Raw genomic sequence first — 17780 nt, forward strand, 5'->3', positions numbered from 1 at the left:
ACTGGAGTTTTTTGTGAAAAGCAATTAAGAAAGAATAAAATTTTAAGATAATTAAAAGGCACCCTCCGATCATATTCCGTGATCAGACAATGCCTGTATAATTCTTATTCATTCATGTAATGATATCTCTCACAATGCCATTCCTTTAAACTAATGCATTGCTGAGAATTTTAAGCAGTTCAAGTACGCTTACAAACTGCTGCGTAGAGTTACCTTCGACCCAGCGGACGATGCCCTGCCAGGATGAATTCTGGCGGTATCTGACATTGAGAAAGAAAGTCCCTTTTTGTCCACGATTCTCGATGAAATCTTCCGGTGACCGTACTTTATCAAGCCGGTCAACACCTGAAAACTGGGTTGAAGTGAAAGAACGTGCGCTGGTGGATGCCTGTGGAAATTCGAGTCTGTCGAAGAAATCATCAGCTAATTCGATCAGCTGAAGGATATTGGTGAATTTCCAGGGTTCTTTGCTGTAGCAGTGATAAATCCGACCGGACAGCTCTCCATCATTAATATTATCAATACACATGTTAATAAAGTTTGGTGCATACCAACTGATTTGATAGCTCTGTTCCATAAATTATCTCCATTTCTGCCCTGCTGCGAAGATAACATGATTGCAGCTTACCAGGTTTTATTCTCAGTATTGAACTGAATCGGTGAATCTTGCCGGTCTACTTCGGCTACAGAGGACACGAAGTAGTCCAGGTACTGCTTCCAGCTTTTATGCTCTCTGGAGAAGTATCTCTGGATTCTGTCGAAAATCATGCTGCAGTTCTCTTTATTCGTACCAACGAGAAGTATCAGAAACTGTGATGGACTGTATTTGGTAAAGGAGTCCCCTTTACGCAGACACTGCTGGATCGTATTCTGAAGCTCACCTGAAAGAACTTCAAGCTTGTCCGGCTTGTCCATCGGCATTCCTTTTCCGTTGGTGATGCTACATAACATTAAGTATACGGACTGTCCGTTCCTCTCAATGATTCGGGAAACGAGACGGTAACTGTCACGGAAACTTGGCAGGCTGCAGTAAAAAGCACCGCCGCGTATATCGTCCTCTTTCAGACGTTCCTTGATGTCGCCGAGTTCCTGTGGTTTGTAGTTAAGGCGGCTGCTCATCTGCTCGAACTGCTGCATCATATGTTCAGAAGGGCGGATTCCAAGCTCTTCGAAAAATAATTTGGCAGTGTTCTCATATTCCTGCACAGCATCCTTATAGCGGTTCAATGCCATATAGCAGTCGATGCGGACGGATTGCCATTCATCGAACGGATATAACTGGCATGCCGGCTCACAGAAACGAAGTGTCTCTTCATAATCTCCGCGTTCGATCAGAAGCTTACAGAGCTCCTGAAGGGATTCGGAATAAATATTCTTATATTGGACGCTTTCAACAAGAACCCATTCATCTCCCGAAAGTTCCGGAAGAAATTCCCCACGGTACATCAGACAGATCTTCTTAAGAAGTGCCAGCTTTTTTACCTTATCGGTACACGTCTGCACGTCTTTTGACAGAACCTTAAACTGATGTGCATCAACTTCGGTCGGCATCGGAGCATCCCATCGGTAAATACCTTTTTTGATGTTGATATAATCATGGCTCGGAAGTCCGGCGTCTACGATGATCTTTTTAAGACGGTGTGCGGTTACCCGAAGGTTGTTGGCAGCATCGGCAAGTTCTTCTCTTCCGTACAGTTCATCAAGAAGCTTATCTCTGGAGATACCGGTATTGCCATGGTAGAGTAATATCTGCAACAATTTCATTGCTTTTGTCGTTGTGTTGCGTCCGAATGATACGGGAATCTCTCCGTAGCTTGCTGAGAATCCTCCGAATAAACGAACCTTTAAGACAGGTAAATGATCACTCATAAATTAACCCCCAATTTTACTATTGTGATGGTTTATAACTGATTTCTATTGTAATGGTCTTTGATTTCTTTGTCAAATAAATTAAAGCATATTAGATCAAATAACTTCTTTTAATGTTTTGATTATGCTATAATTTTTCTAGTTGAGTTTTTGGGACTGTTTCACTGTGGAAAAGAAAGGAGGAATTCTGTGCGGCAGAACGGTTTATATGAACAAAAAAGACGCTGGCAGAGGATTTTTCTTTTCTTTTTTCTGCTATTTCTGACAGGTGTACTGATACCTGGCGGATGTGCATCGGAGGGGAAAAAAAGCCAGTCCGGGAAAAAGGGGGATCCGAGAGATCCATCGGCGCAGGTGCTTCAGACGGAGGCTTCCGGTGAAGTGACATATGGAAATGACCTGGTTGTACTGGATGCATCCCATACGGCAGATGGCTATGTGATGATCTGTTATAATGGAAGTAATGAAAAAGTCAAGCTCCAGGTGACATCCCCGGATGGCACAGAGTATACCTATCCGGTTACGGTTGTTGGTGATTATGCGGTTTATCCGCTTCCGGGCGGGAATGGTTCTTATAAGGTAACACTTCTGGAGAGTGTGTCTGTAGAGGACAATCTGTATGCGGTAAGCTTTACCCAGGATCTGGACGTACAGATCACAGATGAATTTGCCCCGTTTCTGCATCCGAATTATTATGTGAATTTCACGGCAGATTCCAAGTGTGTAAAAAAGGGTGAGAGTCTTGCAGGAAAGGACTGCTATTCTGATCTGGATGTGGTAACGCAGATTTATAATTTTGTAATTAAAAATATTTCCTATGATAAAAAGAAAGCGGAGAATGTTCCGTATGGGTACACACCGGATCCAGATGAGACACTGGATACCGGGAAAGGAATCTGTTTTGATTATGCGGCGTTGATGTCGGCAATGCTCCGGTCGCAGCGGATCCCGACGAAGCTGGAGGTTGGCTATTCCGGTGATGTGTATCATGCATGGATCAGCTGTTATGTTGATGAGATTGGCTGGGTGGATAACATCATTGAATTTGACGGAAAGAACTGGTCGATCATGGATCCGACACTTGCTGCAAACAACAGTGCTTCGGATGTGAAGAAGTATGTGGGAAATGGAAAGAATTATGTCACAAAGTATACCTATTAGATAAAAGGAAGCCGGATAAGAAGAATGTGGCAGTAATGTGAAAAGGAGGATGGCATATATGGAAAAGCGGACACAGCAGGGGAAGCTTACGAATCTGGAAATTGCTTCGTTCTGCAGTGAAATGGCAATGATCCTGAAGTCTGGGATTTCTTCCCTGGAGGGAGTTGATCTTCTCCGGGAAGATGCGCAGACGAAGGCAGAAAAAGAGCTGCTGGATGAGATTTATCAGTCAGTGATGGATACGGGCAGGCTGGATCAGGCGCTGGAAGAGACGAAAGTATTTCCGGAGTATCTGATCCGTATGACGCAGATCGGAGAAGAGACAGGAACTTTAGATGAAGTAATGGAATCTCTGGCGGAGCATTATGACCGAGAGGAAGCGATCAGGAGAAGTGTCCGGAGTGCCATCTCCTACCCTCTTCTGATGATCGGGATGATGCTGGTGATCATTATCATTTTGATGACAAAGGTTATGCCGGTATTTGATCAGGTGTTCCGCCAGTTTGGTCAGGAAATGACCGGATTTTCAAGAGGGATCCTGCTTGCAGGCAATGCTCTTTCCAGATATTCGGCGGTGTTTGCGGTACTTTTGGCGGTGATTGTCTGTGCGGGTATTTATTTTACAAAGACAGAGAGCGGCAGAAAGAAAATGTATCACATCGGATCCGGATTTGCATTTTCAAGGGAGCTGAAGGATAAGCTGTCGGCATGCCGGTTTGCCGGAGGAATGTCACTGGCACTGAAAAGCGGACTGACGCCGGAACAGGGAATGGAATTTTCAGAGAATCTGATCGAGGATGATGATTTCCGGAAGAAAGTAGCAGAATGCAAAGCGGATATGGAAAATGGAACGGATATCGCAGAGGCACTGGTGAAAGCCGGAATCTTCACAGGTGTTTATGCGCGGATGACATCCATTGCCGGGAAAGCCGGAATGATGGATGAGATGATGGGAAGGATTGCCGATGAGTGTGAGGAGGAAGTGGATGAAAAGCTTTCTTCTATGATCGCAGTTCTGGAACCGACGCTGGTGATCATCCTGTCGGTGATCGTCGGAACGATCCTTCTGTCGGTTATGCTTCCGCTTCTTGGAATTATGTCAGGACTTTAGGAGGCGTATGCTATGTGGAGAAAAGAACGGGAACGGTTTTATCACGGAAAACGGCAGCGCCCACTTCGGAATTTCTGTCTGTCCCTTCTGCTGTTTGTATGTATCTGCAGTGCTTTTTTCAGTGGATTTGAAAGGCTTTCGGACACGACAAGACGCAGGCAGAAGGAAAGTCTGGAAAATGCACTCTGGCGTGGTGTGACGCAGTACTATGCGCTGGAAGGACACTATCCGGAGACGCTTGATGATCTGACGGAAAACTGTGGGATCCAGTATGACAAGAAGCAGTTTTTTATTGATTATCAGATTGCCGGTGCCAATATTCTTCCGGACATTACGGTAATCGAACGAGGAGGAAACGGACATGAATCGTAGAAATGAAAAAAAGCATGTGATTGATTTCCTTTTTCCTCTTGCAGTCTTTTTTGTGCTGGCGGCATCATCGGTCGCAATTGTGGTTCTTGCATCGGGGTTTTACAGCCGGCAGGTGAAGACCTCGTCGGATTCCTATTCGGGACGGACGGCACTTGCCTATGTGACGGAGAAAATGCACCAGAATGATGAAAATGGTGCGATAGCAGATGGAACTTTCGATGGGGAAAATGCTCTCGTGATCCGGCAGCGTTATGATGAGAAGGATTATGTGACATATCTGTATGCGTATGATGGATACTTAAGAGAGCTTTTTATCCGGGATGGAACGGAAGCAAAAGCATCCGATGGACGGAAGATCCTGGCAACAAAGGACTTCGAGGCTAAGGAAACTTCAGATGGGATTTTTCATCTGTATTGTGAAAATGAAGACGGGAAAAAGACAGATACATTTGTCAGTGTGAAGAGCGCTGCAAGATAGATTGGAGAAGATTTATGGAACGGACACCGGCAAAGCGTTCCAGCCTGTTTTTGCTGGAACTGATGATTGCAATTTTATTTTTCTGCCTTGCTTCGGCGGTGTGTGTGCAGATTTTTGTGAAGGCGCACACGATCAGCCGCGGGACACAGGAACTGAATACGGCGCTTGAGAAGGTTTCCGGGTATACAGAGCTTTTTCTTGCGGATGCGCTGACGGAGGACACGGAGGTTTTCTATGACGCAAGTTGGCAGGAATGCAGTAAGGATGAGGCTTCGTATGAGATCGTGATTCGGGTGGAGCCGGATGGAAAGCTTTTGCATGGAACATTTACGGTGCAGCGCCTGTCCGGAGAACAGCCGGAAGAAATCTATTCGGTGGAAACAGACCGGATGACAGGCACGGAAAGGGAGTGACAGGATGAAGAGAAAGAAAAGTGGATCATACCCGGGGATTCAGATCGGAACGTCGTACCTGCTTGTGATCTTTGTAATCCTGTGTCTGGTGACATTTGCCACACTCTCACTGTCAAGTGCAAAAAGGGATCAGAGCTATAGTCAGCAGCTTGCCGGCCGGGAAACGGCGTATTGTGAGGCAAATGCAAAGGCGGCGCAGATCATGGCGCAGATCGATGATGCATTTGCAAAAGAGGATCCTGTATTTGCGATTCGGCAGATTGAGGGCGTGACAGCTGAAGAAGATGGAGCGAATCTGGATATTTCCTATGTGGTTCCGGTCACGGACAGTCAGAATCTGGAAGTCGAGATCCTGGCAGATCCGGTAAAGGGAACGCAGAAGGTTGTAAAATGGAAAGAGTCAGCATCTGAGAAATGGGAAGAAAAGTCAACACTTCCGGTCCTTGGAAGTGACTGACGCGAAAGGAGTTTGAGCTATGGATATCATTGTACTGCTTCAGCAGGCAGTTTTAAATCATGCATCGGATATATTTGTTGTAGCAGGTCTTCCGGTTTCTTATCGGGCAAATGGAAGAATCTGCAGGGAGAAGGAAGAAAAGCTGATGCCGCCGCAGACGAAAGAATGCGTTGAGGAATTATATAAGCTGGCAGGAGGACGGGACATCCGGGTTCTTGAAGAAAAAGGAGATGATGATTTTTCTTTTGCTGTTCCGGGACTTTCGAGATTCCGTGTCAGTGCGTACAAACAGAGGGGTGCGCTCTCAGCCGTTATCCGAGTGATCACATTTGAACTGCCGGAGCCGAATGAGATCGGGATTCCGGACCCTGTGATGAGCTTTTATAACCTGTCAAAAGGACTGGTGCTTGTGACGGGCCCGGCGGGAAGTGGAAAATCTACTACGCTTGCCTGTCTGGTGGATAAGATCAATCATTCAATGGAAAAGCATATCATTACGCTGGAAGATCCGATTGAGTATCTGCACCGGCATGATAAAAGTATTGTAAGCCAGAGAGAGATCAATGTGGATACGGAAAGCTATGTCAATGCGCTACGTGCTTCGCTCCGGCAGAGCCCGGATGTGATCCTGCTTGGTGAAATGCGTGATTATGAGACGATCGATGTGGCAATGACAGCAGCGGAAACCGGGCATCTGGTATTTTCTACCCTGCATACGATCGGAGCAGCAAATACGGTTGACCGTATCATTGATGTATTTCCGGCAAACCAGCAGAGGCAGATTGCAGTTCAGCTGTCCATGGTATTGCAGGCTGTAATTTCACAGCAGCTTGTGCCGACAGTGGATGGAAAACAGGTCCCGGTATTTGAGATCATGACGATCACTCCGGCGATCCGCAATATGATCCGCGACAATAAGGTTCCGCAGATTGATGGAGTCGTGTATTCGTCTAATAAAGAAGAAATGCATTCGATGGATTTTGGTCTTCTGAATCTGTATAAAGATGGGAGGATCACGGCGGAGACGGCTCTCTCCTATGCATCAAATCCGGAAATGCTGAAGAAAAAGTTATAGAAAAACATAACAGGAAGGGACTGCGGTGAAGCAGTCTCTTCCTGTTTATCGTCAGTGTTTTAAGATTTAGTCAAGGGCTGCAATTGCTTCGATCACGATATCATACTGTTTTTTGACATCGGCGATCAAACCGTCAAGGTTGTCGTATTCCTGGCTGCGGAGCTTTTCGGTCAGAGTACTGCTGACATTGTAAAGTGCAGTAAATCCAAGGTTTACGGCAACACCTTTTAAGGTATGCATTGCACGAAATGCGGTTTCGTAGTCCTTTTTAGCCCAGGATTCTTCAAATAAAGCCATATTGTTGTCCTGCGGAAATTTGAGGACAAATTTGCGTACCATATTTTCATTCATAAACCGGTGAAGAATATCATTATAATCGCCACCAATTTTTACATAACATTCTTGAAGTGTCATTGTCTACAGTCCTTTCTGAACTTTTTTATCTTTGTGAAATTCGTATATTTTTGCCCCCAACATTTTAACATGATTGTAGCATGACGTGTTACACTTTACAAGATATTTCGTATTATGCATTGCCATAGTAATGAAAAGGCTTATTTATTCGAAGAAATTGTATCATTTAACTGATCGTACCATTCTTTAGTCTGTGCTTCGTTGCTGCTGTTCAGAAAAATGGTGGTATCTGTTGTCTTTATCTGAAGAACCGGAGGATGTTCAATCCAGATATACATCTGGCAATGTCCGGTTTTGCTGCCACGGAAATTACCGAGAAGTTTGCTGTTATCTTCGGAGCCATCAGACCGGTAGAATTTTTCATCCGGCAGATGATCCAGAAGAGTTACTGATTCAACATCAGCGAGAGCAAAGGTTGCTGTTTTATAGCCGGATGTAATAGAATACTGGGCAGCATTTTCTGTCAGGCGGATCGGTGTAAAATCGATCCGGATACAGAGGATACACATCCAGAGGAGAAGAAGCCCGGTGCCGACGAGCATTCCTCCGGTGACATATTTTGCAGAAGGGTGTCCGTAGTTCAGAGAATAATTCATGCTGTTCACACGGTCCTGTACAAAATACCGTTTGTCATTTGGATTGTTGTACCAGCCTTTCCGCCAGTAATAGTCATCATCAATATAAAATGGTGTGCTGTCCTGGGAGAGAATCCGCTCTTTTTCCTTACGCAGCCAGAAAAACATGATCAATATGATGGCAGCCGGTATCAGTTCGAGGAAAATGTAGATGCCCATTCCAACTCCTCCAATCCAGTTGCTGGATGCAATATCCCGGATGATCCCGAGATAGGCGCCGGTATTGCAAATGTTGGAGACAAAAAGGAATATGGTGTATAAACGCTTTTCCAGTGCATTGATCTGCAGGTTGATCTGTGAATTTTCACTGTAAATTTTGTTTGGCATATGGGCGAATAAATAGCCGGTACCCATGTAAGCTGCCGCGACAAGAATTGTGCAGAGAAGCATGACTCTTCCATCACTTTCGGTCAGCAGATAAGTACGGACCTGCGGGAAAAACAGAGGGATCAGAATCACTGCAGCCGGGATCAGATGCAGCTTTGCCGGCAGTATCTTTTTCGCAATTTGTGAGGAAGTGCGGGTATCCACTGCAGCGGACACATCTGCATTTGCTGAGCTGATCCATCCATTTTTCTGCTTAATGTCGTATACTTTCTGGTGATAATGATAGACACGGAGGATGGTAAGAAGGCAGAATTCTACGAACCACAGTGTCCATACGGTAATAAAAATAGAAAAGTAAGTAAAGCAAAGCAGGCATACCGCAATTCCTGCAAGCATGTTCCACAAATAAAACTGGCGGTTGCGCTTTTTATAAAGCTGGAGAAGCTCTTTTACGTCGGGATGTTCAAGTTCAGATTTAGGAATATGGACTCCCATCAGCATTCCTTCCCGGTAGTTTGCAATATTTCCATAGACTCCGGCAAAGATGCCGACCATGGAAATGTCTGTAATTAAAAATATAATCAGCATCATCATTTCGCTGTTACCTCCATTTCGTTAAATGCTCTCTGGCAGAGTTCCAGGAAGTCTGCCAAAGTCATGCCGTGGAACTTTGCTTCTGCGCTTAAAAGTTCCAGTTCATCTGTCAGCTTTTCGTCAAAGCGGTTATCTTGTGGAGCAGAGGAAGTGGGATAACAGATGGTTGTTCCCTTACGGCGGTCTGTCTCGAGAAAGCCTTCTGTTTTCAAAAGCTGGTAAGCTTTGCTGACGGTCATGGTGTTGATACCGAGATCGGTTGCCATCTGGCGGACGGTCGGAAGCGATTCCCCCGGCTCAAATTCCCCTCGCCCGATTCCTTTGACAATCTCGTTGCGCAGCTGAAGGTAGATCGGGATTTCGGACTGCATGTTGATCTTGATGATCATATATCGGCATCTCCTTTCTGTGAGATTTGATTGTATTATACCACATAATACAAATAATACAATAGGAGGATAAAAAAAACAGGAAAATGATGTACACGCTTTCAAGGTGCAAATAAATCTTAGAATTTGTTTTCCTGAAAGCGCATATGTCAGTTCATTGATTTCGTGAACTAAGAAGGTTAAGATAACCGATTGCCTGTATGTGAGTTAATAAACTTCTGCATATAAGTCCGAATTTTTTCCATTTGCTTTTTTGTAGAAGGATTGCTATATGGAATCCTGTCAATAATGCGGTTTAAGTAGTCATTTTCCGCTATAATATCAAAGCTTTCTTTGAAGTTAATATCGAAGAAATAGACGATATAAGATACCCAGTAATCCATCTGTGTGACGCGGTCTGCGGAAAGGATACATTTATTTTCAAACACTGTTTCGTATACCTTTTGGGTTATGTTCTGTGTACCGAGTTCTTCTTCAGAAACGTTAATAAAGGTGCTTGTGGAGTCTACGAGCTTTACCCGGCAGTTGTCCAGCTTGTCCTCATCACGGATCAGCTTTGCGTGTAAAAGTGTCTGCGGATCTGAGATCTCAGGGAGTTCATAATCGCTGTGGTGGGCGATTGCAGTGTAAATGATGGAGTCCCATTTGTCATCCGGAAGAAAGCGGCGGATCATGCCTTCATCAAAAAGCACCTTTACACCGTAAGCAGCGTGATCCATTGTGCCAGGCTCAAAGCTGTCGTAGCGCTTTAACTGTTCAAAACGCCCGATGTCGTGAAGGAGTGCAATCAGCCTTGCAAGGTCGGTGTCTTCGGCCGAAAGATGCATCCTTCCGGCAAGCTCTTCTGCCTGTTTTACAACGCCGTAGGTGTGGATGATTTTTAATTTTATGCGGTCATTTTCGCGGTCGTATCCGTTAAGGTAAGATTCAAATTCTTGTTGTGCGAGTGGATAGTACATGAAATTAAGCCTCCTGAAAATATATGATTAGTGATTAAAAGATTTATGAATATGATAACACAAATTTTATTATTTTTTAATTGCTTCTGCTAAGAGAAACCAGTATTATTTGAAATAAGGCGAATGTAGAAAATCAAATCATATATAGATATGAGTGTATTTATTGTAGATAAAATTTTATATCTACACGAAACATGAGTTATGACGAATTTACTTATTAACCTTTTTCGATTATAATGGAGGCAGAAATGAGAAAACAAAAGAAAAAGATTCGTCATAACAAACAAACTCATAACCGGCAATATAAAGACCGATTATGGAGAATGATCTTTAATAACAAAGAAGATCTGTTGCAGCTTTACAATGCAATCAATCACACAGACTATCAGAATCCTGATGATCTGGAAGTAAACACATTAGAAGATGTCCTTTATCTATCTATGAAAAATGATGTATCCTTTCTGGTGGGTGGTACAATGAATCTGTATGAACATCAAAGTACCTTTAATCCCAATATGCCACTACGTGGCGTGTTCTATTTCGGAAGGCTATATCAGGGATATGTAGCAAAGAATGATCTGGATATATACGGAGAAAAAAGACTACGGCTCCCGATACCGAAGTACATTGTTTTTTATAATGGAACAAAGGATGAACCAGATTCAATGGAATTAAAGCTGTCTGATTGTTTTGAAGCGACAGATGATGAAAAATCGTGTCTGGAATGTACAGCGATTATGCTGAATATCAATTATGGTCATAATCAGGAGCTGATGCATCAGTGCAGACGGCTGGAGGAGTATGCAATATTTGTGCGATGTGTCAGGGAATATATGCAGTTGGAAGATACAATGGAAGATGCGGTTTCTAAAGCAATGGATGCCTGTATCAGGCAGAATGTGTTGACGGATTTTTTGAAGAAACATCGAGCGGAGGTGTTGGAAATGATTTTGACAACATATAATAAAAAATTGCATGAGAAGACGTTGAGAAGAGAAGGGCGTGATGAAGGGATACAAAATATCAATCGACTGAACGGATATCTGTTAGCAGATAAAAGATACAGTGATTTAGAACGCTCAACGAAAGATACCGAGTATCAGGAAAAACTCCTGAAAGAATATGGAATAGAGTAAAATAAGAATCCCGTGTCAGATGTCAGGAGAAAGTGTAAGTTACTTTCTCCTGACATCTGACACGGGAATTTTCTTTTTTATAATTGCGGATTTCTTCTGCAATCTGTGTATAGTCTCGCTCAAAAAGCTTCTGGCTGATCTGCTCATTTAATATCATCTCCGGCAATTTTTCTACAAGCTTCTTCTGGACAAAAGCCTTACTCTTCTGCTTATATTCTGGCAGATGATATTTTTGCTGGATTGAATACAATTCTGGTCGCCAGAGGATTCGGATTTTTCTGGTGAGGTCAACGTGAGGATTTGCCAGCATTTCCCGGACAACATTTTTCAATTGTGTTGATATCATTTGAAGTTGCAGAATATTTTTTTGCCAGATTTATAATTTCTTCTAAAATACTATTGATTGTCATAAAAATACCCCTCTATTCAGATATCCTAATAAATTCATAAGCGATCCGCGGAGTCCCGTCACTGACGTAAATAATCCCACATTCTTCAAATCCATTCTGCTTAAAGCAAGCCTGCATTGTTTGATTATCCTTGTGGGTATCTACACGCAGATGTGAGATCTGTGTCTTGCAAAAATCAAAGCAAGCCCGTGCAATCCCTTTGGTTGTTCCGTCAGATGCAAGGCGGTGAACGGTTCCGTATGGAGTCTCGGAACGCCAGCTTCCATTTTCAATGAGTTGATAGTTCGGCTCGTCTCCGATGATAAGTGTAAAAGTGGCAACGACCTTATCATTTTCTACGCAGACATAACTGTTACCATTCTGGATATCCGGTTCGAGATCTTCGAGAGCCGGATAATTTGCATTCCATTGTGTCGGGTTTCCGGTTGCGTGCATGAACTGGCGTGCGGTGTCAAAAATATTTAAAATCGTGTCTACATCTTCTGGAAGTGTTTTTCTGATTAACATAGTGTTTCGTTACCTTTATTTGTTTTTTGCTGTATATGAAGTATAACATTTGAAATAAAAAAAGAAAAGGTGGAGAAGAAAACTGAAAGATAGAATCCCTTGCCATTCCCCCACCGCAATGATAAAATCTAAGAAACAGTGGTGCGAAAAGGAGTTGAGAAGACGATGCCAAAAGTATTCAATACAACAGCAGTATGCATACCGGAAGAACATTATATGGTCGATATATCCGGACGGCTGGAGGAGATCAAAAGCCTCGTAGATGCCGGCAAATATTTTACGATCAACCGTGCGCGGCAATATGGAAAGACAACAACACTTCGTGCATTGTATCGCTATCTGCAAAAAGAATATTATGTTGTCCTTCTGGATTTTCAGACTTTTGACAATGATAAATTTGAAAATGGAAACGTTTTTTCGGCAGCATTTATCAATTCATTTTTGCGGTCGTTAAAAAGAAATACTCTTTCACCAGAACTGGAAGATGCGATAAAAAATATTTTGCATAGTACGGATTATACAGATAAGTATTTTTCCTTAAAAGAGCTGTTTGAACAGTTGAGTGATCTCTGTGCGGCAGCTGAAAAAAAGATTGTACTGATGATTGATGAGGTTGACAGTGCATCGAATAATCAGGTGTTTCTGGATTTTCTTGCTCAGCTTCGTGCACAGTATATTGAAAGAGATATACAGCCGACATTTCGAGCTGTTATTTTGGCGGGTGTATATGACGTAAAGAATTTAAGACGGAAAATCCGTCCGGATGAAGTTCATAAATATAACAGTCCGTGGAATATCGCAGCGGATTTTAAAGTGGATATGAGCTTTTCAAGAGAAGAAATTGCAGGAATGCTCGATGAGTATGAAAAAGATTATCATACAGGAATGGATGTGGAATTACTTGCCGGACTGATCAGAGAGTATACATCCGGATATCCATTCCTGGTGTCGAGGATATGTCAGCTTCTGGATGAGGAAATCAGTGCGAAGAAGGCGTATGGCGGTAAGAAAAGTGCGTGGACGAAGAAGGGATTTTTGGAAGCGGTAAGGATTTTACTTTCAGAAAAAAATATGCTGTTTGAGTCTTTGCGTGAGAAGCTGGAAAGCTATCCGGAATTGAACAGTATGCTCTATTCGCTTTTATTTACAGGAAAAGCGATTGTGTATAATTATTATGAGACATCAATCAATATTGCGACCATGTTCGGCTTTGTGAAAAATGAAAATGGAGTGCTTGCAGTTTCCAATCGTATTTTTGAGACGTGGTTATATAATCTGTATTTGTCATCTGCGGAGATGCAGAAAAAGGAAATCTATGCGGCATCGTTGATTGACAAGAATCAGTTTATCACAAATGGTTATTTGAATATGAGATTGGTCCTTGAAAAATTTGTGCAGCATTTTCATGATTTATATGGCGACAGTGACGAGACATTTCTTGAAGATGAAGGTAGAAAATATTTTCTTTTGTATTTAAGACCGATTATCAATGGAACAGGCAATTATTATATAGAGACTCAAACCAGAGAGCAGAAACGGACAGATATTATTGTAGACTATTTGGGTGAACAGTATATTATCGAAATGAAGATCTGGCATGGAAAGGAATATAATAATCGTGGGGAAAATCAGTTGATAGAATATCTTAATGATTACCATGTGAAGAAAGGATATATGATCAGCTTTAATTTTAACAGGAAAAAAGAAACCGGTATCAAAGAAATTACAATTGACGGAAAGACAATTATAGAAGCAATTGTGTAACAATCAGAATTAAAAAATGCCAGGCAGGATACAGCATGCAAAGGAGGAAAAGGGATTGCTGTACCCCGTCTGGCGTTTTCGTATACGGGAAGCTTGGGGAGATTTCCCATATACGATTTACTGAATTTTATCGAATGTAATGTGGGCACTTGGGGAATGCACCACAATCTTATAATCATTTGGATAATATCTTGTAGAGAATACGAATTCTCCGTCATTTACAAATACTTCAACGGAAGAAGTATCTGCAAGGATTTTTACATTTTCCAGAGTGCCGACGTTGGCGTAGCGAAGGCTTCTGCCTGCGGATGCGGAAGTTTTACTTTTGGTTGTGAAATGCATCTGGAACCGTCCATTCTCATAGTCAAGGATCAGTTCATCTGAAAGGACAGCCTGGAAATGATTCTCCTTAATTCCATCTACATTTACTTCATATACCGGGCAGCCGCTCTGGGTAAGTTCATTCTGAACATCCTGAAGCTGTTGTTTTTTTGCATCCAGCTCGCGAACCGGTTTCTGGCAGACTTTGCCATCTTTTATGAAGACTTCTCTTGGAAATGTAAAGCAGTGCTGCCATCCGTCTTTGATGGTCGGATTGGTATATTCTTCGCAATCCGGCATTCCCATCCAGCTGATATGGATGCGTCTTCCATCTTCTGCTTCGAAGCTCTGCGGAGCGTAATAGTCAAAACCATAATCCCACAGATGATAAGGGGATAATTTGTAGGAATCTAAAATGTCGCCGTCCACAAGGAAGTAACCGGACTGGTATACATTTCGGTCAGCCCACTCTTTGCCTTCCAGGCCCTGAACGGAGGAAGAAAGGATTTTGATGCCGTCCGTTTCAAAATAGTCCGGGCATTCCCACATATAACCGAAAGGCTTTTCGGATTCTACACGGCTGCGGAAGTGCCAGTTTATTTTATCGGAGGATTCAAAAATCAGTGCCTGACCGACATCATTTTTAGTACGTGCGCCCTGGATCATGTAGTAGGTATCGTCCTTTTTCCAGACCTTCGGATCGCGCACATGGCAGGTCAGGTCAGAAGGATAATCGCTGTTGCGGAGCAGCTCTTTTTTGCTGCCAAAATGAATTCCGTCTTTGGTTGTGACGAGTACGGTATTTGCCTCACGGCCGGTGTTGATATAATCAAAATCTCCATCTTCCAGCTTGACATTTCCGGTGTAGTAAAGATACATTGTACCGTCTTCGAGGAAGGCAGATCCGGAATATACACCGTGGCAGTCAAATGGCTGATCCGGGTAGAGGGATACACCTTTGTATTCCCAGTCGATCAGATTGGTGCTGGTGTAATGACCCCACATTTTCACACCGCCTTCGGCGTTAAATGGGGAGTACTGGAAAAATGCGTGGAACACACCATCCATCTGACAAAGTCCGTTCGGATCGTTGAGCCAGCCAACCGGAGGCATCAGGTGCAGTTTCTCGCGGAACTGTGTGCCGGATGTCTGTTCTTTTGCTGTCTGGTTCTCTTCTGCTGTATTTACTAAGTTTACAAAATCTCTGGTTAATGCGTTCATATTGATTCACTCCTGGAAATAGTTCCGCAGGCAACGGTCCGGAAAACGTATTGATACGGATATCCGACACCCGCTGCGGGAGACAAATTTGATTATTTGTCATGAGTTATTTTATTTCGTAAGTTTCATAACAGATGATTTACCGGTTACAGTGCCGGGTGCGGCACATTCTACAGAATCATACAGATCTGTATTGGTAAGGATCATCATGGTTGTTGCCGGATGTCCGGCTTCTTTTATTGCATTTAAATCTGCTTCGATCAGCACGTCTCCGGCGTGTACTTTTGCGCCGTCAGATACTTTCTTTGTAAATCCATTTCCATCCATTTTTACAGTGTCGATTCCGACATGGATCAGAAGCTCTGCGCCGCCGTCAGTCAGGATGCATACTGCGTGACCGGTATCAAAAATGCTTACGATTTCGCCATCACAAGGTGCGGTGATGATGCCATCAGCAGGTTCGATCGCTACGGTTTTTCCAAGGACTTCTGCTGCAAATGTATCGTCTGCGATCTGATCATTTGGAATGATCTTTCCATTTACCGGAGCATTTAACATTTCTTCGGAAGAAGTGGTTTTTGTATTGTCTGAAGCTGTTTTAGTTTCGGAAGCAGCAGATTCTTTTCTGTCTGTTTCCTCAACAGAAGCTGCAACAGTAACAGGAGCTTCTGCGACTGGTTCTTTCTTCTTGTCTTTGTAAAGTGCGAAGGATACTGCAAATGCAACACCGACTGCGATTGCCATCTCAATGACGTACTGAAGTGGCTGGTTCAGGCAGAGCAGGATTCCGAAGATACCGGTTACACCTGTTCCTTTTGCACCGAGGTGAACAAGGGAAGCATAAAGGGCTCCGCATCCGCCACCGATGCATCCGGCGATAAATGGTTTAAAGAATCTTAAGTTTACACCAAAGATTGCAGGTTCTGTAATTCCCATAAATGCACTGAGTGATGATGGAAGTGCAAGGGATTTGATCTTCTGGTCTTTTGATTTTACAGCAACGGCAAGTGCTGCCGCACCCTGTGCCACGTTTGCTGCACTTGCGAGTGGCAGCCAGTAGGTTACACCGTATTTCGCAAGCTGTCCGATATCGATGGCTGTGTACATCTGATGGATACCGGTAACAACGGTCGGTGCATATAAACTACCCATGATCAGACTTCCAAGTCCGAGTGGAAGTGTCAGCATCCACTGGATCGCTCCGAGAATCGCATTTTCAGCCCATACGAAGATCGGTCCGACGATGGAAAGTGTAAGGTATCCGGTTACGAATACGCTGACAAGCGGTGTGACAAAAAGGTCTAAAACTTCCGGTACGATCTTGTGAAGCTTTTTTTCAAGTACGGATAAGATCCATACAGCGATGACAACCGGAATAACGTGTCCCTGATAGCCGACCATGTCAATGTGATACAGTCCGAAGAACACGCTCTGTGTCTGCTGAACACCTTCTGTTGCAACTGTGTAGGCGTTCTGCAGAGACGGATGGATCATGATCATACCGATAACTGCGCCAAGGTAAGGATTTGCGCCAAATGCTTTTGCAGCGGAGAATGCAATCAGGATCTGCAGGAATGTGTAAGCAATGTTACTGAAAAGGGTTGCAAATACATAGATCGAGCTGGTTGTGCTGATGTGTAAGAACCCGTTACTGTTCATGAAATCCAGTGCGTTCATGATTCCCATAAGGAAACCGCTGGCTACGATCGCCGGGATGATCGGTACGAAAATGTCTCCCAGAAGCTTGATGGCTTTCATAAACCAGTTCTGCTTTTCGGCAGCAGCTTCTTTTGTTTCTGCTTTCGTGCTGGCTGTGATGCCTGCGATTGCAATAAATTCATCAAATACTTTGTTGACGGTTCCTGTTCCGAGAATGATCTGGAGCTGTCCGGATGCTTCAAATACACCTTTTACCCCGTCTGCATTCTCAAGTGCTGTCTTATCCGCTTTCGAGTTGTCTGTAATGACAAGGCGAAGTCTGGTAGCACAATGGGCAGCAGATACGATGTTCTTACTTCCACCCACATGATTCAGAATTTCCTTTGCGGTTTTTCTGTAATCCATATTCTCTCCTCCTTTAGATACAATGTGTAATCGATTTCATATCTTATGCTTAAATAATATGAAAAAAAATGCCATTTGTAAATATGGCATTTTTACTGATAAT

The 17780-nt window shown here is 43.3% G+C and carries 19 protein-coding genes; 9 read left to right on the top strand and 10 right to left on the bottom strand.

Annotated features, from left to right (window positions below; genetic code table 11):
- Positions 1-145 precede the first annotated feature (145 nt).
- Together PGZ10_RS13285 and PGZ10_RS13290 are read right to left on the bottom strand one after the other, a co-directional pair.
- Positions 146-577, bottom strand: a complete 432-nt coding sequence (locus tag PGZ10_RS13285; protein WP_173699499.1) for a hypothetical protein — start codon at positions 575-577, stop codon at positions 146-148.
- A gap of 47 nt (positions 578-624) precedes the next feature.
- Positions 625-1869: a BTAD domain-containing putative transcriptional regulator gene (locus PGZ10_RS13290; protein WP_270541608.1), complete on the bottom strand. Its 1245-nt coding sequence runs from the start codon at positions 1867-1869 to the stop codon at positions 625-627.
- Between the two features lie 189 nt (positions 1870-2058).
- On the opposite strand from PGZ10_RS13290, the gene PGZ10_RS13295 reads away from it, so the two are divergent.
- From PGZ10_RS13295 to PGZ10_RS13325, 7 genes are read left to right on the top strand one after another with little or no spacing between them, the layout of a single operon-like run.
- On the top strand, positions 2059-3030 hold the full coding sequence (locus PGZ10_RS13295) for a transglutaminase-like domain-containing protein (RefSeq protein WP_270541610.1): 972 nt from the start codon (positions 2059-2061) through the stop codon (positions 3028-3030).
- Between the two features lie 58 nt (positions 3031-3088).
- The gene (locus PGZ10_RS13300; RefSeq protein ID WP_044998829.1) at positions 3089-4141 is read left to right on the top strand and encodes a type II secretion system F family protein; all 1053 of its coding nucleotides are present in this window, start codon (positions 3089-3091) and stop codon (positions 4139-4141) included.
- 12 nt (positions 4142-4153) lie between these two features.
- Positions 4154-4513 (top strand): hypothetical protein, encoded by a 360-nt coding sequence (locus PGZ10_RS13305; RefSeq protein ID WP_118199463.1) that lies wholly within the window; start codon positions 4154-4156, stop codon positions 4511-4513.
- Positions 4503-4991, top strand: a complete 489-nt coding sequence (locus PGZ10_RS13310) for a DUF4860 domain-containing protein (protein WP_270541612.1) — start codon at positions 4503-4505, stop codon at positions 4989-4991. Before PGZ10_RS13305 ends, PGZ10_RS13310 begins: the two co-directional genes overlap by 11 nt.
- 14 nt (positions 4992-5005) lie before the next feature.
- Positions 5006-5404, top strand: coding sequence for a hypothetical protein (locus PGZ10_RS13315; RefSeq protein WP_270541613.1), 399 nt, complete (start codon positions 5006-5008; stop codon positions 5402-5404).
- 4 nt (positions 5405-5408) lie between these two features.
- On the top strand, positions 5409-5861 hold the full coding sequence (locus PGZ10_RS13320; RefSeq protein ID WP_270541614.1) for a hypothetical protein: 453 nt from the start codon (positions 5409-5411) through the stop codon (positions 5859-5861).
- A gap of 19 nt (positions 5862-5880) precedes the next feature.
- The gene (locus PGZ10_RS13325; protein ID WP_055297463.1) at positions 5881-6936 is read left to right on the top strand and encodes a type IV pilus twitching motility protein PilT; all 1056 of its coding nucleotides are present in this window, start codon (positions 5881-5883) and stop codon (positions 6934-6936) included.
- A 66-nt stretch (positions 6937-7002) separates the two neighbouring features.
- Here the strand turns inward: PGZ10_RS13325 and PGZ10_RS13330 are convergent, their stop codons facing one another.
- From PGZ10_RS13330 to PGZ10_RS13345, 4 genes are all read right to left on the bottom strand, one after another.
- A complete protein-coding gene (locus PGZ10_RS13330; protein WP_117558085.1) occupies positions 7003-7350 on the bottom strand; it encodes an Hpt domain-containing protein in 348 nt (115 codons plus the stop codon).
- A gap of 140 nt (positions 7351-7490) precedes the next feature.
- Positions 7491-8906 (bottom strand): hypothetical protein, encoded by a 1416-nt coding sequence (locus tag PGZ10_RS13335; RefSeq protein ID WP_270541615.1) that lies wholly within the window; start codon positions 8904-8906, stop codon positions 7491-7493.
- Positions 8903-9295 carry a GntR family transcriptional regulator gene (locus PGZ10_RS13340; RefSeq protein ID WP_173699481.1) on the bottom strand — a complete coding sequence of 131 codons (393 nt, stop codon included), beginning with the start codon at positions 9293-9295 and terminating at the stop codon, positions 8903-8905. The genes PGZ10_RS13335 and PGZ10_RS13340 overlap by 4 nt, the downstream gene beginning before the upstream one ends.
- Before the next feature lie 179 nt (positions 9296-9474).
- Positions 9475-10254 carry an HD domain-containing protein gene (locus PGZ10_RS13345; RefSeq protein WP_117836002.1) on the bottom strand — a complete coding sequence of 260 codons (780 nt, stop codon included), beginning with the start codon at positions 10252-10254 and terminating at the stop codon, positions 9475-9477.
- Between the two features lie 248 nt (positions 10255-10502).
- On the opposite strand from PGZ10_RS13345, the gene PGZ10_RS13350 reads away from it, so the two are divergent.
- Complete coding sequence (locus PGZ10_RS13350; protein WP_055248710.1) at positions 10503-11390, top strand: Rpn family recombination-promoting nuclease/putative transposase; 888 nt, start codon at positions 10503-10505, stop codon at positions 11388-11390.
- A 22-nt stretch (positions 11391-11412) separates the two neighbouring features.
- Here PGZ10_RS13350 and PGZ10_RS13355 read toward each other — a convergent pair whose 3' ends face one another.
- Together PGZ10_RS13355 and PGZ10_RS13360 are read right to left on the bottom strand one after the other, a co-directional pair.
- Positions 11413-11721, bottom strand: coding sequence for a hypothetical protein (locus tag PGZ10_RS13355; RefSeq protein ID WP_270205780.1), 309 nt, complete (start codon positions 11719-11721; stop codon positions 11413-11415).
- A 91-nt stretch (positions 11722-11812) separates the two neighbouring features.
- A complete protein-coding gene (locus PGZ10_RS13360; RefSeq protein ID WP_270541617.1) occupies positions 11813-12307 on the bottom strand; it encodes a GNAT family N-acetyltransferase in 495 nt (164 codons plus the stop codon).
- Positions 12308-12472: 165 nt separating this feature from the next.
- Here PGZ10_RS13360 and PGZ10_RS13365 point away from each other — a divergent pair, with 165 nt between their 5' ends.
- A complete protein-coding gene (locus PGZ10_RS13365; protein WP_195413245.1) occupies positions 12473-14071 on the top strand; it encodes an AAA-like domain-containing protein in 1599 nt (532 codons plus the stop codon).
- Positions 14072-14188: 117 nt separating this feature from the next.
- On the opposite strand, the gene PGZ10_RS13370 is transcribed toward PGZ10_RS13365, so the two are convergent.
- On the bottom strand, positions 14189-15613 hold the full coding sequence (locus PGZ10_RS13370; RefSeq protein WP_270541619.1) for a glycoside hydrolase family 32 protein: 1425 nt from the start codon (positions 15611-15613) through the stop codon (positions 14189-14191).
- A gap of 111 nt (positions 15614-15724) precedes the next feature.
- Positions 15725-17677: a PTS beta-glucoside transporter subunit IIBCA gene (locus PGZ10_RS13375; RefSeq protein WP_270541620.1), complete on the bottom strand. Its 1953-nt coding sequence runs from the start codon at positions 17675-17677 to the stop codon at positions 15725-15727.
- Positions 17678-17780: the final 103 nt, after the last annotated feature.

Source organism: Coprococcus sp. AF102-57 (genome assembly GCF_027686195.1).
GTDB classification, from domain to species: domain Bacteria; phylum Bacillota; class Clostridia; order Lachnospirales; family Lachnospiraceae; genus Allocoprococcus; species Allocoprococcus comes.